This is a genomic window from Streptomyces zinciresistens K42, assembly GCF_000225525.1.
Lineage (GTDB): Bacteria > Actinomycetota > Actinomycetes > Streptomycetales > Streptomycetaceae > Streptomyces > Streptomyces zinciresistens.
Window position 1 is genome coordinate 1 of record NZ_AGBF01000188.1, and the last position, 13,371, is coordinate 13,371.

The window sequence follows — 13,371 nt, forward strand, 5'->3', positions numbered from 1 at the left end:
GGCGTGCCGGGCGGGGCGGTGCTCCGCCGGGGAGGGGGCCGTGTCACCGTGGCGGGCGGACCCGCCGCGCGCGGTCTGCGCCCGGTCGGCGCCGGTGGCCCCGGATGCCGTCTTCGTCCTGTCGGCGCCCGCAGGGGAACGCCGGCCTCGCTGGAGTATGTCCGTCTCCCTCACCTCGGGCAGGGAGCGGCGGCCCGCGGTGGGCGCCTCCGGCTCCCCGGTCGCGGGAAGGGGCCGCGTCGCCGCCCTGGATCCCCCCGCGGAAGGAACACCACCGGACGCGTGTGCCGCTGCGGGCCACTCCGGTTGGGCGTCTTCTCGCCAATTCTTCACTCGCACGCACATCCCCCCACGGGACCGTTCCGGGCGCGCGTACGACACTGAGCGCTCGTCGCCGTACCGGGTCCCCACCCGGCCGAGCGCCCCCACTACCCCAACGTGCTCAGGGCCATGAAGCTAGCGCACCGCCGGACCGGCGGTAGCCGTGTGTCCATTACTGCCCACTCATCGCGACGGCGTCGGCGGCCGGAATCCATCCGCCCACGGGCCGGTTCAGCCAGCCCTCGTCCGCCGCGACCTGCGCCGCGGCCCGGCGGAGAACGCCGAGCGCGGGGTGGGACAGTCCCTTTCGCCACACGAGGGACACCGGCGACAACGGAACAGGGTCGGTCAAAGGACGTCGTACTGTGCCAGGCATGGTCGGAAAGTCGACCACGGCGAGGACGGGGTGGCCGGTCTTGGCCATCATCCGTTGGAACTCCTCGTCACCGACCGCGAGCGGCGCGGGCGGGGCGAGCGCGATGCCCCGCCCCTCGAACAGACGGCGCGCGAGGTCCGTCCACTCCGGCGTCCGGTCGTTCCCGGCCCCCGCGTACACCGTCTCGCCGGCCAGCGCGGCGAGCGGGACACGCCGGTTTCCGGCCAGCGGGTGGTCGCGCGGCAGCAGGATCGCCATCCGCTCGTAGCGCACGGGCTGGTGGTCCAGGGCGGCCCGCAGCGCCGGGTCCAGTCCCGCGAAGCGGCCGAAGGAGGCGTCCAGCCGTCCGGCCGCCAACTCGGCGGCGGCGCCGGTCAGTCCGCTCTCGTAGCGGGCCATCAGCTCGTGCTCCGGGGCGAGTTCGCGGGCACGGTGCAGCACGGTCCGGCCGGTGGCCAGGCCCGGTGAGTTCAGGTCCACCAGCAGGGGCCGCGCCTGCCCGAAGGCGGCGAGCAGGTCGTCCTGGGCCTGGAGGGCCCGGCGGGCGTACGGCAGCAGCCGCTCGCCGTCGGCGGTCAGCGTGACCTGCCGGGTCGTCCGCACGAACAGCTCGGCGCCCAGCTCGCGCTCCAGCCGCCGCACGTCCCGGCTGAGCGCCTGCTGGGCGACGTACAGCCGGGCCGCCGCGCGCGTGAAGTGCAGTTCCTCCGCCGTGGCGAGGAAGGCGCGCAGCAGACGGGGGTCGAGATGAGCGGGAGCCGGCATCCGGCGAACTTACAACGCGGGCGCGTGAATCGGCACCGCGCAGGTGTTGGACCCCGTGACCGGGCCGGGGCGACGGTGGGGCCATGCCGCAGCCGCCCGCCGGGAACCCCTCCGCGACGCCGTGCGCGGGGGACGCTCCCCCGCTCGCCGCCACCGCCGACACCTGTACCGCCGGCACCGCCGACACCTGTACCGCCGCCGGCACCGCTGCCGCCGCCGACCCGCGCCCGCGCGGCGGGGGCCGTCCGCCCGGCCCGTACCGGCGGCTGTTCGCCCGTCCCGGCGCGCTCGCGTTCACCCTGGCCAACCTGACCGCGCGGCTGCCCATGGGCATGTTCAGCGTGAGCGCGGTGGTGATGATCGCGGGGACGAGGGGGTCGTACGCCCTCGCGGGGGCGGTCACCGCGACCGGGCTGGCCGCGACCGCGCTGGTGGGGCCGTGGACCGCGCGGCTCGTCGACCGGTACGGGCAGGCGCGCGTCGCGGTGCCGGCCACTCTGCTCGCGGCGCTGGGCAGCCTGGCGCTGGTGCTGTGCGTACGGCAGGAGGCGCCCGCCTGGACGCTGTTCGCCGCGTACGCCGCCACCGCGACCACCCCCAACACGGGCGGCATGTCCCGCGCCCGCTGGGCCCGGCTGCTCGCGGACGACCCGGAGTCGCTGCACACCGCGAACTCCTTCGAACAGGCCGCCGACGAACTGTGCTTCATGCTCGGGCCGGTCCTCGCGGCCTTCCTGTGCGGGGCGTTCTTCCCGGAGGCGGGCACGCTCGTCGGGGTGGTGCTCCTCGTGACCGGGGTGCTGGCGTTCGCGGCGCAGCGCTCGACGGAGCCGCCCCCGGCCGCGCGCCCCGCCGCGGGAGGGGCCCGGTCACCGCTGCGCGCGCCCGGGATGCCCGCGCTCCTGGGTGTCTGCCTGGCCGTGGGCGCGGTGTTCGGGGCGACCGAGGTGGTGACCCTGGCGTTCGCGGACGCGCGGGGCCACCGTGCGGCCGGGGGTGCCGTGCTCGCCGTTCAGGCGGCGGGGTCGTGCGCGGCGGGCCTGCTGTTCGGCCGGCTCCGGCTCACCGGCCCCGCCGAGGCCCGCTACCGCCGGTGCGTCGCGGCGATGGCCGCGCTGCTGGTCCTCCCGCTGCTCGCCGCGGCCCTCACCGGCTCCCTGGTGCTGCTGGCCCTGGCCCTGCTGGCGGCCGGGACGGCGACCGCCCCCACCATGATCACCAACATGGCGCTGGTGCAGCGCCGCACCCCCGAGGGCCGGCTCAACGAGGGCATGACCCTCGCGGTGACCGCCCTGCTCGGCGGCATCGCCCTGGGCAGCGCGGCCGGCGGCTGGACGGTGGACACCCTGTCACCGGCGGCCGGTTACGCCGTTCCGGTCGCGGCGGCGACGGTGGCCCTGGGAGTGTCGCTGGGGGCACGGGGGCTGCGGGGGGCGGGTTGAGGGGGTGGCGGGTGTGGTGTGTGGGGGGTGTGGTGTGTGGGGGGTGCCGTACTCCGCGTGGGCCAGCATCAGGGCCGTGGCCGGCGGCGCAGGTCGGCGCGCCGGGTGTGGCGCAGGTCGGCGCGTCGGGTGTGGCGCCGGGTGTCAGAACCGGGGCGCCGGTCTGGTTTGCGGGTCCGGCCGGCCCCGGCGGGGCGGGAGCGGGCCGCGGGCGGAGCGCCGAACGGGCCGGCGGAGAGGGCGGAACGCGTCGCCCGCGCGGTGACGGATCGTTCCTGCGCGGGATCGGTACCCGCACCAGCAGTGACGAAACGGTCTCCTACGGAAATAGCTTCTTCAGCAATGGATTGCCCCCTGAGTCGATACTTGCGCGGATCGTTCCCCTCTCGACAAAAGACTGGCAGTCCGGTTCTCTTTGCGGGTGAACCTGACCGATCTCTGACAGGGAAACAGGCACGCAGGCATGGCACGTCAAGCGCGAGCAATCCAGACACGCAAGTCGATCCTGCTGGCGGCGGCCGAGGTGTTCGACGAGCGTGGCTACAGCACGGCCACCATCACCGAGATCATCGCGCGCGCCGGGGTCACCAAGGGCGCGCTCTACTTCCACTTCTCCTCCAAGGAGGATCTGGCCCTCGGGGTGATCGCCGCGCAGCTGGAACTGGGGCCGCTGCCCGCGCAGCGTACGAAGCTCCAGGAACTGACCGACCAGGGGCTGCTGTTCGCGCACCAGTTGCAGCACGATCCGCTGACGCGGGCCAGCGTGGGGCTCGCCATGGACCAGTGGAGCGAGAGCGCCGAGGGCGGCAACCCCTTCCACGGCAGACCCTTCCAGTCGTGGGCGGACCGGCTGACCGGGCTGCTCGTGCAGGCGCGTGAGCGCGGGGAGCTGCTGCCGCACGTGGACCCGGCGGAGACGGCCGAGCTGCTGTCCGGCTCCTTCACCGGCATCCAGTGGACGAGCCAGGTGCTCTGCCAGCGCCAGGACCTCACCCGGCGGGTGATCACCATGTTCCGCCATCTGCTGCCGAGCGTGGCGATGCCGCAGATCCTCCCGACCCTGGACCTCAGCCCCGACCGGGCCGCCTCCCTGCTCGCCTCGCGCGAGGCGGAACTGGAGCGCGCGGACACGGCGGACGGCGAGGACATCGAGGAGGGGGCGGACATCAGGGAGGGGGCGGAGGGCGCGGACGCGCCGGCCGGCGGGGCGGACGGCGGCGGGACGCGGGACGAGGACGCCCGGCCCGCGCGGGCGGACGCCGCCTGAGGACCCAGGGCCCGCGCCCCCGTCCGACGGACCGGTGGCGAACCGACCCAGGCACCCGTCCCCTGCGACCGCTCCACCCGCTTCAAGGGCGCGTCGCCCCGCGCCGCGGCAGCGCGTCCGTGCTCAGCCCAGACCCCAGGCCCGGCCCATCCGGTAGGCCGCGCACAGGTTCACGTCGAGGACGTAGGCCCCGGCGGTGCCGCACTGCTCGGCGCCGCTGCCCGGGTCCACTGGCTGGCCGTGCCCCATCCCGGTGATGCTGTACGTCTCCACCGCCGTGCGTCCGGCCGGGTCGCGGAAGACCTGGTGCGGGTAGCCGGCCACGCTGTCGCTGACGTCGGCGACCTGGTCGGCACCCCGGACGGCCGTCCACTGCCGGGTCAGATCGGTCATGTTGACGGGCTTGACGGTGTAGTCGGCCGTGCCCTGGAAGGCGACCAGCGTGGGCCAGGGCCCCGGGTAGCCGGGACGGGCGGCACGCACCCGGTCGCCCCACTGCTGCGCGGACTGCGTCGCACCGACGTACATGCACACGTACGGCGATCCCGCGGCCTGCGCGCACCCGTACGGCAGCCCGGCCGCGATCCCCCCGGCGGCGAACTTCTCCGGGTAGGCGGCCATCATCACGGCCGTCATGGCACCGCCCGCGGACAGCCCCGTGACGTACACGCGCGAGGCGTCGCCGGCGGCGTCGGCGAGCTGCCGGTCCACCATCTGCGCGACCGACGCGGCCTCGCCCTGGCCGCGGGCGATGTCGCCGGTCTGGAACCAGTTGAAGCAGGAGGTCGCGTTGTTCGCGCTCTGCTGCTGGGGCAGCACCACCGAGAAGCCCCAGCGGTCGGCGAGCTGGGTCCAGCCGCTGCCGGTGCCGTACCCGGCGGCGTTCTGGGTGCAGCCGTGCAGGGCGACGACCACCGGCCGGCCGGCGGGCAGCGCGTCGGGGACGTAGCGGTACATGCGCAGCGCGCCGGGGTTCGAGCCGAACCCGGTCACCTCCCGGAGGGAGGCGGCGGCGGCCCGGCCGGGGGTGAGGACGGTGGCGATCAGGGCGGCCAACAGGACCGCGAGCAGGGGGACATGACGACGTGCGGCTCTGGTCTGTGTCATGCGCAGGGACCGTAGAAGCCCGAACGACCCGTCGATATGGAGTGGGGCACCACAACACGGGCGCCCGGCATGGTGGTTCAGCGAATCCGTGCCGTACGGGTGGCGGGGAACGCGGTCAGGGGCGCCGGGTGGCGGTCCCGGCGCCGCCGCGGCTGTCGGCCCGCTGCCACGGCCCGACGCCCAGCCGGCCCGTCGTACCGAGGTCGAACTCCGGGGTGACGACGACGGGGGCGGCACCGGGCCTCGCCCACACGCGCGCGTACGGCGCGTTCACCGCCTCCAGTCCCGCCTCGGTGGTGTTGCGCCAGGCCAGGGTGGCCGACGCGGCCTCGCCCGGACGCAGCACCAGAGGCCGCGGGCTGCCGCTCCCGCCCACCGGGCCGATCGGGCCGGTGCCGTCGAGCACGCGCACGCCGTCGACGCGCTCGTGGTCCTCGCCGAGCACCTCCACCCTGGGACTGCCCTCGACCCGGTAGGGCCGGGTGCCGCAGTTGGCGAGGCGCAGTCCGACGACGCGCAGTCCCATGGCGGCGTCGCCCTGGTCGGCGTACAGCCGCACCCCGGACGCGGGGCACGGCCCCGAGGCGGAGGGGGCCTCGGCGGCGGGGACGCTGCGCACCTTGACGACCTCGGCCCCCGTCACCCCGGGCCCGCCCGGGGCCGACACCCCCGCGGCGACGGCCGACTCGGCGGTACGGCCCGGGGCGAGCGGCGCGAGGGTGCGCTCGGCCGTGTCGGCCCTGGTGCCGGAGGCCGAGGTGAAGCCGATGGTGACGGTGGTGACGGCCGTCGAACGGGTGCGGTTGGTGACCTCGAACCCGGCGCTGTACGGCGCCGTGCAGCCGCTGCCCCGCGGCCAGGCGTACAGACCGGTGAGCCGGACGCCGTCCTCGTCGGCGCCGGAGGACGACAGGGGCAGCGGGGAGGGCGTCCCGGTGACGGTCTGCTCGGCGGGCAGCGGCTCGGAGCCGTACCGCGGGAGGATGTCGGGGCACGGCACCTCGGTCCCGGCGCCCCCGGCACCGCTCGCGGCGCGGGCGGTCGCGGCCTCGTCCCGCGGGGCACCGCAGGCGGCCAGCAGCAGGACTCCGGTGAGCACGGCGGACACGGCGTGCAGGGCTCTCGGCATCCGCCCACCCCACCAAGAGCCGACAGCAGGGGGCCGTGACGGAGGCCACACCTCCGGTAACGGCCGTGTCACAGATCGTTTCCGCTCCACCCGGCGGCCACCGCGTACGGCATGACGAAGGCCCCGCCGCCCGGAGGCGACGGGGCCTTGGCCCACATGGGTGCGGAGGCCGGTACGGCCTCCTGATCGTGGAGATGGCGGGAATCGAACCCGCGTCCAACGGTGCGGAATCAGGGCTTCTCCGTGTGCAGTCCGCTGTGATTTTCTCGGCCCCGGCAATCACGCGAACAAGTCGCCGACGGGCCCAGTCACTGTCTGGTTTCCCTCTTCACCCCGTGACCGGGATCAAGGTTTAGTTCCCTAGCTGATGCCAGGATCCGGGTCGGGAACAGCCCCGGGCTGACACTTCGCAAGTCGCTACTTAGGCAGCGAGGGCGAAGGAATCGCGCTTGGTATTGGCGATTATTTTTTTCGGCCTGTGGTTTACGAGATCATGGCCGCTTCCTCGACACGCTTCCCCTGCTTCGACATCCGCTGTCGAAACCGATCATCCCCATGTTGTTTTTTCAATGCCCTCCCCCGCAGCGGGGAAGAGGCGCGCACCCTCGATGAGGTGCAGTGCCATCCTACGTGACCGACGCGCACCCGTGCCAGCGCATTCCCGGCGGCCCGCTCAGTCGCCGCGCTGCCTGCGCCGGGCGGCGGCGATCGCCCGGTCCGACTCCCGCCGGTCCTGCTGCTCGCGCAGCGTCTGGCGCTTGTCGTACTCCTTCTTGCCGCGCGCCAGGGCGATCTCGGCCTTGGCCCGGCCGTCCTTGAAGTACAGGGCGAGGGGCACGATCGTGTGACCGGTCTCCTGGGACTTCGCCTCCAGCTTGTCGATCTCCTCGCGGTGCAGCAGCAGCTTGCGCTTGCGGCGCGCGGAGTGGTTGGTCCAGCTGCCCTGGTGGTACTCCGGGATGTGGGCGTTGTGCAGCCATGCCTCGCCGCGGTCGATCTGGACGAAGCCGTCGCTCAGCGAGGTCCGCCCCTCGCGCAGCGACTTGACCTCGGTGCCGGTGAGGACGAGCCCGGCCTCGTAGGTGTCGATGATCGCGTAGTCGTGGCGGGCCTTCTTGTTCTGGGCGACGATCTTGCGCTTGCCGCCCTTCTCGCCGTCCCGGCCCTTCGCGGCGGCCCCGCCCTGCTTGGGCTGGGACTCCTTCGGTACGTACATTCCCTTGCTCATAGTGCCGTCCATTTTCGCACTGCGGACCGGGTGCCGGGGAAGCGGTTTTCACGGTTCGCCGAGACCGCTGAGCACCGTCTCGGCCCGCCGGAGGACGCCGCTGCCGGCCTCCAGGTCGGGGGTGATGCCCCTGCCGTCGACGATCCGCCCCGAAGGGGTGCGGTAGCGGCCGACGGTCAGCTCCGCGACCGAGCCGTCGGGCAGGCGGCTGGGCATCTGGACCGAGCCCTTGCCGAAGGTGCGGCTGCCCACGACGACCGCGCGGCCGCGGTCCTGGAGGGCGCCGGTGAGCAGTTCGGCCGCGCTCATGGTGCCGCCGTCGACCAGGGCGACCAGGGGCCTCGCGGTGTCGCCGCCGGGCGCGGCGTGCAGCGCGCGCTGGTCGCCGTCGACGTCGTAGGTGGCGACGAGACCGCCGTCGAGGAAGGCGGAGGCGGCGGTGACGGCCTCGGTGAGCAGGCCGCCGGAGTTGCCGCGGAGGTCCAGGACGACACCGGCGGCGGAGGGGGCCCGGCGCAGCGCGGAGCGCACGGCGTCCCCGGAGCCCTTGGTGAAGGAGGAGATCGTGATGACGGTGATGCCGTCGGTGTGCTCGCGGGCGGTGACGGACTCCGTCGAGAGCCGGGCCCGGCGCAGGGTGAGGTCCCACGCGCGGGTGCCGCGCTCCATCCCCAGCCTCACGGCCGTACCGGCGCGCGCGTCCTTCGCGTCGCCCCTCAGTAACGACAGGACGTCGGTGACCGGCCGTCCGTCGACCTTCGCGCCGTCTACGCTGCGCAGCCGGTCGCCCGCGCGGATCCCGGCGTCGGCCGCGGGCGACCGCGTCCGCACCCTCGTCACCTCGATACGGCCCCGGCCCTCGCGCCGGGCCCACAGCCCGACGCCGGTGTACGCGCCGTCGAGGGCGTCCTCGAACTCCTCGTACTCGGCCGGGGAGTAGACGGCGCCCCAGCGATCGCCGCTGCGGCTGACCGCGCGCTCGGCGGCCTCCATGGGCGACTTCCCGGCGGCCATGGCGTCGGCGGCGGCCTTGGCGATCTCCTCGGACCGGGCCTGGGGAACGGCCGGACGAGCCGCTCCGACAGGGGTCTTGCGGTCGGGGCCGGGCAGCGATCCGGTGGCCGCGCCCGCGACGAGCACGCTCGCGAACACCAATGTCAGGGCGGCCCCGCGGCCGATGCGGCGGGGCTGACAGAACAGGTCACGGCCTGACATGCCGGTGAGTCTAGGACAGCGCCGGGGGGCCGTACGGTCGCTTCCCCGTACGGCCCCGTTGGCATGAGTCACACCTTCAGGTACTTGCGCAGCGCGAAGAACGCCGCCAACGCCGGCATCACCAGGCTCGTGGCCAGGATGAGCGGCAGTTTCGTCAACACGGCGTCCCAGCCGATGAAGTTGATCAGGTTCAGCTTCTCCGACAGGGCGAGCCCGTTGTCGATGAGGAAATACCGGGCGACCACCAGGAATCCGCAGGCGACCGCGCCGCCGATGAGACCGGCGACGGCGGCCTCCATGATGAACGGCGCCTGGATGTAGAAGCCCGAGGCGCCGACCAGGCGCATGATGCCGGTCTCGCGGCGGCGGCTGAACGCGGACACCCGCACCGTGTTGACGATGAGCATCAGGGCGACGACGAGCATCAGCGCCATCACCGCCCGCGCGGCCCAGTTCATCCCGTTGAGCAGTCCGAACAGGTTGTCCAGGATGCCCTTCTGGTCCTGCACGGACTGCACGCCGTCGCGCCCGTCGAACGCGGTCGCGACGACCTCGTACTTCTCCGGGTCCTTCAGCTTGATCCGGTACGACTCCTGCATCTGGTCCGGCGTGAGCGAGGCGGCCAGCGGTGAGTCGCCGAACTGCTCCTTGTAGTGCTTGTACGCCTGGTCCTGCGATTCGTACGTCACCGTCTGGACGACCGGCATCTTGTCGAGGTCGCCGAGGATCGCCTTCTTCTGGTCCGCGGTGACCGCGCCCTTGGCGCAGTTGGGGTCGGACTCGGCGTCGCTCTTGTTGCAGAGGAAGACCGAGACGTTGACCTTGTCGTACCAGTAGCCCTTCATCGTGTTGACCTGGTCGCTCATCAGGAGCGAGCCGCCGAACAGGGCGAGGGACAGGGCGACGGAGACGATGACCGCGAAGGTCATCGTCAGGTTGCGGCGGAGACCGACACCGATCTCGGACAGTACGAACTGGGCGCGCATGGCGTCTTGACTCAGCCTTTCCGTGGAGGGGACGGGATCGGTCAGTGCTGGTAGCCGTAGACGCCGCGGGCCTGGTCGCGCACGAGGCGGCCCTTCTCCAGCTCGATGACGCGCTTGCGCATCTGGTCCACGATGTTCTGGTCGTGCGTGGCCATCACGACCGTCGTGCCGGTCCGGTTGATCCGGTCGAGCAGCTTCATGATGCCGACCGAGGTCTGCGGGTCGAGGTTGCCGGTGGGCTCGTCGGCGATCAGCAGCTTGGGCCGGTTGACGAAGGCACGGGCGATGGCGACGCGCTGCTGCTCACCACCGGAGAGCTCGCCGGGCCTGCGGTCCTCCTTGCCGCCCAGTCCGACCAGGTCGAGCACCTGGGGCACGGACTTGCGGATCTCCCCGCGCGACTTGCCGATGACCTCCTGGGCGAAGGCGACGTTCTCGGCGACCGTCTTGTTCGGCAGCAGGCGGAAGTCCTGGAAGACCGTCCCCAGCTGGCGGCGCATGTGCGGCACCTTCCAGTTGGACAGCCGCGCGAGGTCCTTGCCCAGGACGTGCACCTGCCCGTGGGTGGTGCGCTCCTCGCGCAGGACCAGCCGCAGGAAGGTGGACTTGCCGGAACCGGAGGAGCCCACGAGGAACACGAACTCGCCCTTCTCCACCTCCAGGGACACATCCCTGAGTGCGGGGCGGTTCTGCTTGGGGTAGACCTTGGAGACGCTGTCGAATCGGATCACGGTGCACCACGGGTCGCCGGGGGTAGGTGTGCGTGACCATACGCGAACCGGGGAGGGCGGCGCAGGCACCGCAGGGGTTGTGTAAAGGCTTGTGCCCATTTGTGCGGACGCGGTGCCGCCCTCGTTCCCGGAGCGGCCGCGCCCCTTGCGGGGGAACCTGGCACAGTGGAGGAGGGAACGTTCTCGGGCCCGCGCCCGTTGAACCACCCGGAGGGATCTCGCTGAGGAGGGTGGCGCATGACGTACGACCGACTGGTGTGCGCGAGCTGTGCCGCACCCGTGAGCGAGGGCCGCTGCCCCGTGTGCCGGGCGAACCGCCAGCGGCTCCAGCAGGAGAACCCGTTCGCGGGCCTGAACCCGACGGCCCTGATCGCCCTGCTCGCCGTACTGATCGCGGGAGTGGCGCTGCTGGCGCGTACCGCCTGATGCGGTAGCAGGACCCGCACAAGGACCCACACCGCCGCGGGCGGACATGCCGAGGGGCCCGGAGCGAAGATCGAAGATCGCTCCGGGCCCCTCGGCGTCGCCCGCGCAGGTCACACGGCGTGAGCGGGGGCCACCGTCAGACGGCGGGACCGCCGCGGCCGCCGACGAAACGGGGCAGCAGGCGGAAGCCGATACCGCCGGCGATCATCGTGGCGGCGCCGACCAGCAGGAACGTGGTCTGCGTGGCGCCCGTCTCGGCGAGCTCCGCGCCGCCGCCCTGGGCGTTGGCGGCGGTGCCCTTGCTGCCGGTCTCGGTCAGGGCGGAGGAGCCCTCCTCCTGTGTGGAGGTGCCGCCGTCGGGGTCGGCGTTGTTGCCGCCGTCGCCGTCACCGCCGCCGTTGCCGCCATTACCGCCGTTGCCGCCTCCGTTGCCCGGGTTGCTGGGCTCGGTGGTCGGCTCGGTGGGCTCGGTCGGCTCCGTCGGCTCCTCGGTCGGGTCCGTCGGGAGGTCCGTGGGGTCCTCGGTGGGCGGGTCCGACGGGTCGGTCGGGTCCGTGGGAAGGTCCGTCGGGTCGCCGGTCGGGTCCGTCGGGTCGGTCGGCAGATCCGTCGGGTCGCCCGTCTCCTCGCCGTCACCACCGGTCTTCACGTCGAGGCCGATACCGCTGCCGTCGGCGCTCACGCCGATCTCCAGCGCGGAAGCGGCGCCGGCGACGGTCAGCGAGGCGCCGGCCGCTATCACGGCACCGGCGGCGAGGCGCGCGATGCGCATCCGCGTCTTCTTGGTCATCTGGTTGCTACCCCCAGTAGCTGAATCGTCAGTGAGGCGGCGCCCGGGGCCGGCCGTGATCGACGGGGGCGGCAGTGCTCGAATCCCCCGGTTCACATGCGCCCCGGAGATACGCATGCCACGCTCAACAGTTCCTATTTTTCAAGGGATCGTCAAGGTCGTTGCGAGCGCGATGTCCACCTACGGGTTCTTTGCCTGGGGTTGGAAGCTGTGAGTGTGATGTGGAACCCGGACATGCGGCACAGAAAAGGCAACTGCCGCCCGGATGACGGCAGTTGCCTTGTCGACAAATTACTTCTCCTGCTGCTTGCGCCAGCGAATCCCGGCTTCGAGGAAACCCTCGATCTCCCCGTTGAAGACGGCCTCGGGGTTGCCGACCTCGAACTCCGTCCGCAGGTCCTTGACCATCTGGTACGGGTGCAGCACGTACGACCGCATCTGGTTGCCCCAGGAGTTGCCGCCGTCGCCCTTGAGGGCGTCCATCCTGGCCTGCTCCTCCTGGCGGCGCCGCTCCAGCAGCTTGGCCTGGAGCACGTTCATCGCGGTGGCCTTGTTCTGGATCTGCGACCGCTCGTTCTGGCAGGAGACGACGATGCCGGTGGGGATGTGGGTGAGGCGCACGGCCGAGTCGGTGGTGTTCACGCCCTGGCCGCCGGGGCCCGAGGAGCGGTACACGTCCACGCGCAGCTCGGACTCGTCGATCTCGATGTGGTCGGTCTGCTCGACCACGGGCAGCACCTCGACACCCGCGAAGGAGGTCTGGCGCCGGCCCTGGTTGTCGAACGGCGAGATGCGCACGAGCCGGTGCGTGCCCTGCTCCACCGAGAGCGTCCCGTAGGCGTACGGCACCTGCACGGCGAAGGTGGTCGACTTGATGCCGGCCTCCTCGGCGTACGACGTCTCGTAGACCTCGGTCTTGTAGCCCTTCTGCTCCGCCCAGCGCAGGTACATCCGCTGGAGCTTCTCCGCGAAGTCCGCCGCGTCGACGCCGCCGGCCTCGGCGCGGATGTTGACGAGCGCCTCACGGGCGTCGTACTCCCCGCTCAGCAGCGTGCGGACCTCCATCTCGTCCAGTGCCTTGCGGACGGCGGTGAGCTCGGACTCGGCCTCGGCACGGGTGTCCGGGTCGTCCTCCTCCTCGGCCATCTCGAAGAGCACCGCGAGATCGTCGATCCGCCCGCGCAGCGCCTCGGTCTTGCGCACCTCCGCCTGGAGGTGGGAGAGCTTGCTGGTGATCTTCTGCGCCTCGTCCGGGTTGTCCCACAGGGACGGCGCGGCCGCCTGCTCCTCGAGCACGGCGATGTCTGCCCTCAGCTTGTCGAGGTCCAGAACGGCCTCGATCGACTCCATGGTCGAGGAGAGGGACTTGAGCTCTTCGGATACATCGACGACTGCCACGCCTCCAGCGTAACGGCTCCGCCGGGCGGCCCGGTCCGGGCGGGCCCGGCGGCCGGGGCGTCCGGGCCCGCCCTTTGCGCACCCCTCCTCACCAGGGGGCTCGTCCCGGCGCGGGTCAGGGCGTGGCCGGGGCCGAGTTGGTGGTGTCCGTGGGGGTCGCCCCGGCCTCGTCGTCCGCCGTGGCGAGCCA

General features: G+C 72.6%; 12 protein-coding genes and 1 other RNA gene. 3 read left to right on the top strand and 10 right to left on the bottom strand.

Going from position 1 to position 13,371, the window contains the following annotated elements:
- Positions 1-493: 493 nt before the first annotated feature.
- On the bottom strand, positions 494-1,462 hold the full coding sequence (locus tag SZN_RS30275) for a LysR family transcriptional regulator (RefSeq protein WP_007502470.1): 969 nt from the start codon (positions 1,460-1,462) through the stop codon (positions 494-496).
- Between the two features lie 83 nt (positions 1,463-1,545).
- On the opposite strand from SZN_RS30275, the gene SZN_RS30280 reads away from it, so the two are divergent.
- Together SZN_RS30280 and SZN_RS30285 are read left to right on the top strand one after the other, a co-directional pair.
- Positions 1,546-2,904 (top strand): MFS transporter, encoded by a 1,359-nt coding sequence (locus tag SZN_RS30280; RefSeq protein ID WP_007502471.1) that lies wholly within the window; start codon positions 1,546-1,548, stop codon positions 2,902-2,904.
- Between the two features lie 463 nt (positions 2,905-3,367).
- The gene (locus SZN_RS30285) at positions 3,368-4,171 is read left to right on the top strand and encodes a ScbR family autoregulator-binding transcription factor (RefSeq protein ID WP_007502472.1); all 804 of its coding nucleotides are present in this window, start codon (positions 3,368-3,370) and stop codon (positions 4,169-4,171) included.
- Positions 4,172-4,294: 123 nt separating this feature from the next.
- Here the strand turns inward: SZN_RS30285 and SZN_RS30290 are convergent, their stop codons facing one another.
- The 7 genes from SZN_RS30290 to ftsE form a co-directional block, all read right to left on the bottom strand.
- Entirely contained in the window at positions 4,295-5,278 is a 984-nt protein-coding gene (locus SZN_RS30290; RefSeq protein WP_208865874.1) for an extracellular catalytic domain type 1 short-chain-length polyhydroxyalkanoate depolymerase, read from the bottom strand.
- A 115-nt stretch (positions 5,279-5,393) separates the two neighbouring features.
- Positions 5,394-6,407: a DUF4232 domain-containing protein gene (locus SZN_RS30295; protein WP_007502474.1), complete on the bottom strand. Its 1,014-nt coding sequence runs from the start codon at positions 6,405-6,407 to the stop codon at positions 5,394-5,396.
- Between the two features lie 186 nt (positions 6,408-6,593).
- Positions 6,594-6,962: a transfer-messenger RNA gene (gene ssrA / locus SZN_RS37945) on the bottom strand.
- Positions 6,963-7,080: 118 nt separating this feature from the next.
- Complete coding sequence (gene smpB / locus SZN_RS30300) at positions 7,081-7,623, bottom strand: SsrA-binding protein SmpB (protein ID WP_007502475.1); 543 nt, start codon at positions 7,621-7,623, stop codon at positions 7,081-7,083.
- 60 nt (positions 7,624-7,683) lie between these two features.
- Positions 7,684-8,850, bottom strand: a complete 1,167-nt coding sequence (locus SZN_RS30305; RefSeq protein WP_078509020.1) for a S41 family peptidase — start codon at positions 8,848-8,850, stop codon at positions 7,684-7,686.
- 68 nt (positions 8,851-8,918) lie between these two features.
- Entirely contained in the window at positions 8,919-9,836 is a 918-nt protein-coding gene (gene ftsX, locus SZN_RS30310; protein WP_007502479.1) for a permease-like cell division protein FtsX, read from the bottom strand.
- 41 nt (positions 9,837-9,877) lie between these two features.
- Positions 9,878-10,567 carry a cell division ATP-binding protein FtsE gene (gene ftsE / locus SZN_RS30315; RefSeq protein WP_007502480.1) on the bottom strand — a complete coding sequence of 230 codons (690 nt, stop codon included), beginning with the start codon at positions 10,565-10,567 and terminating at the stop codon, positions 9,878-9,880.
- A 237-nt stretch (positions 10,568-10,804) separates the two neighbouring features.
- Here ftsE and SZN_RS30320 point away from each other — a divergent pair, with 237 nt between their 5' ends.
- Positions 10,805-10,993 carry a hypothetical protein gene (locus SZN_RS30320; protein WP_007502482.1) on the top strand — a complete coding sequence of 63 codons (189 nt, stop codon included), beginning with the start codon at positions 10,805-10,807 and terminating at the stop codon, positions 10,991-10,993.
- A gap of 136 nt (positions 10,994-11,129) precedes the next feature.
- Here SZN_RS30320 and SZN_RS30325 read toward each other — a convergent pair whose 3' ends face one another.
- Entirely contained in the window at positions 11,130-11,783 is a 654-nt protein-coding gene (locus SZN_RS30325) for a hypothetical protein (protein WP_007502484.1), read from the bottom strand.
- Positions 11,784-12,074: 291 nt separating this feature from the next.
- Complete coding sequence (gene prfB, locus SZN_RS30330; RefSeq protein WP_007502486.1) at positions 12,075-13,181, bottom strand: peptide chain release factor 2; 1,107 nt, start codon at positions 13,179-13,181, stop codon at positions 12,075-12,077.
- Positions 13,182-13,371 lie beyond the last annotated feature (190 nt).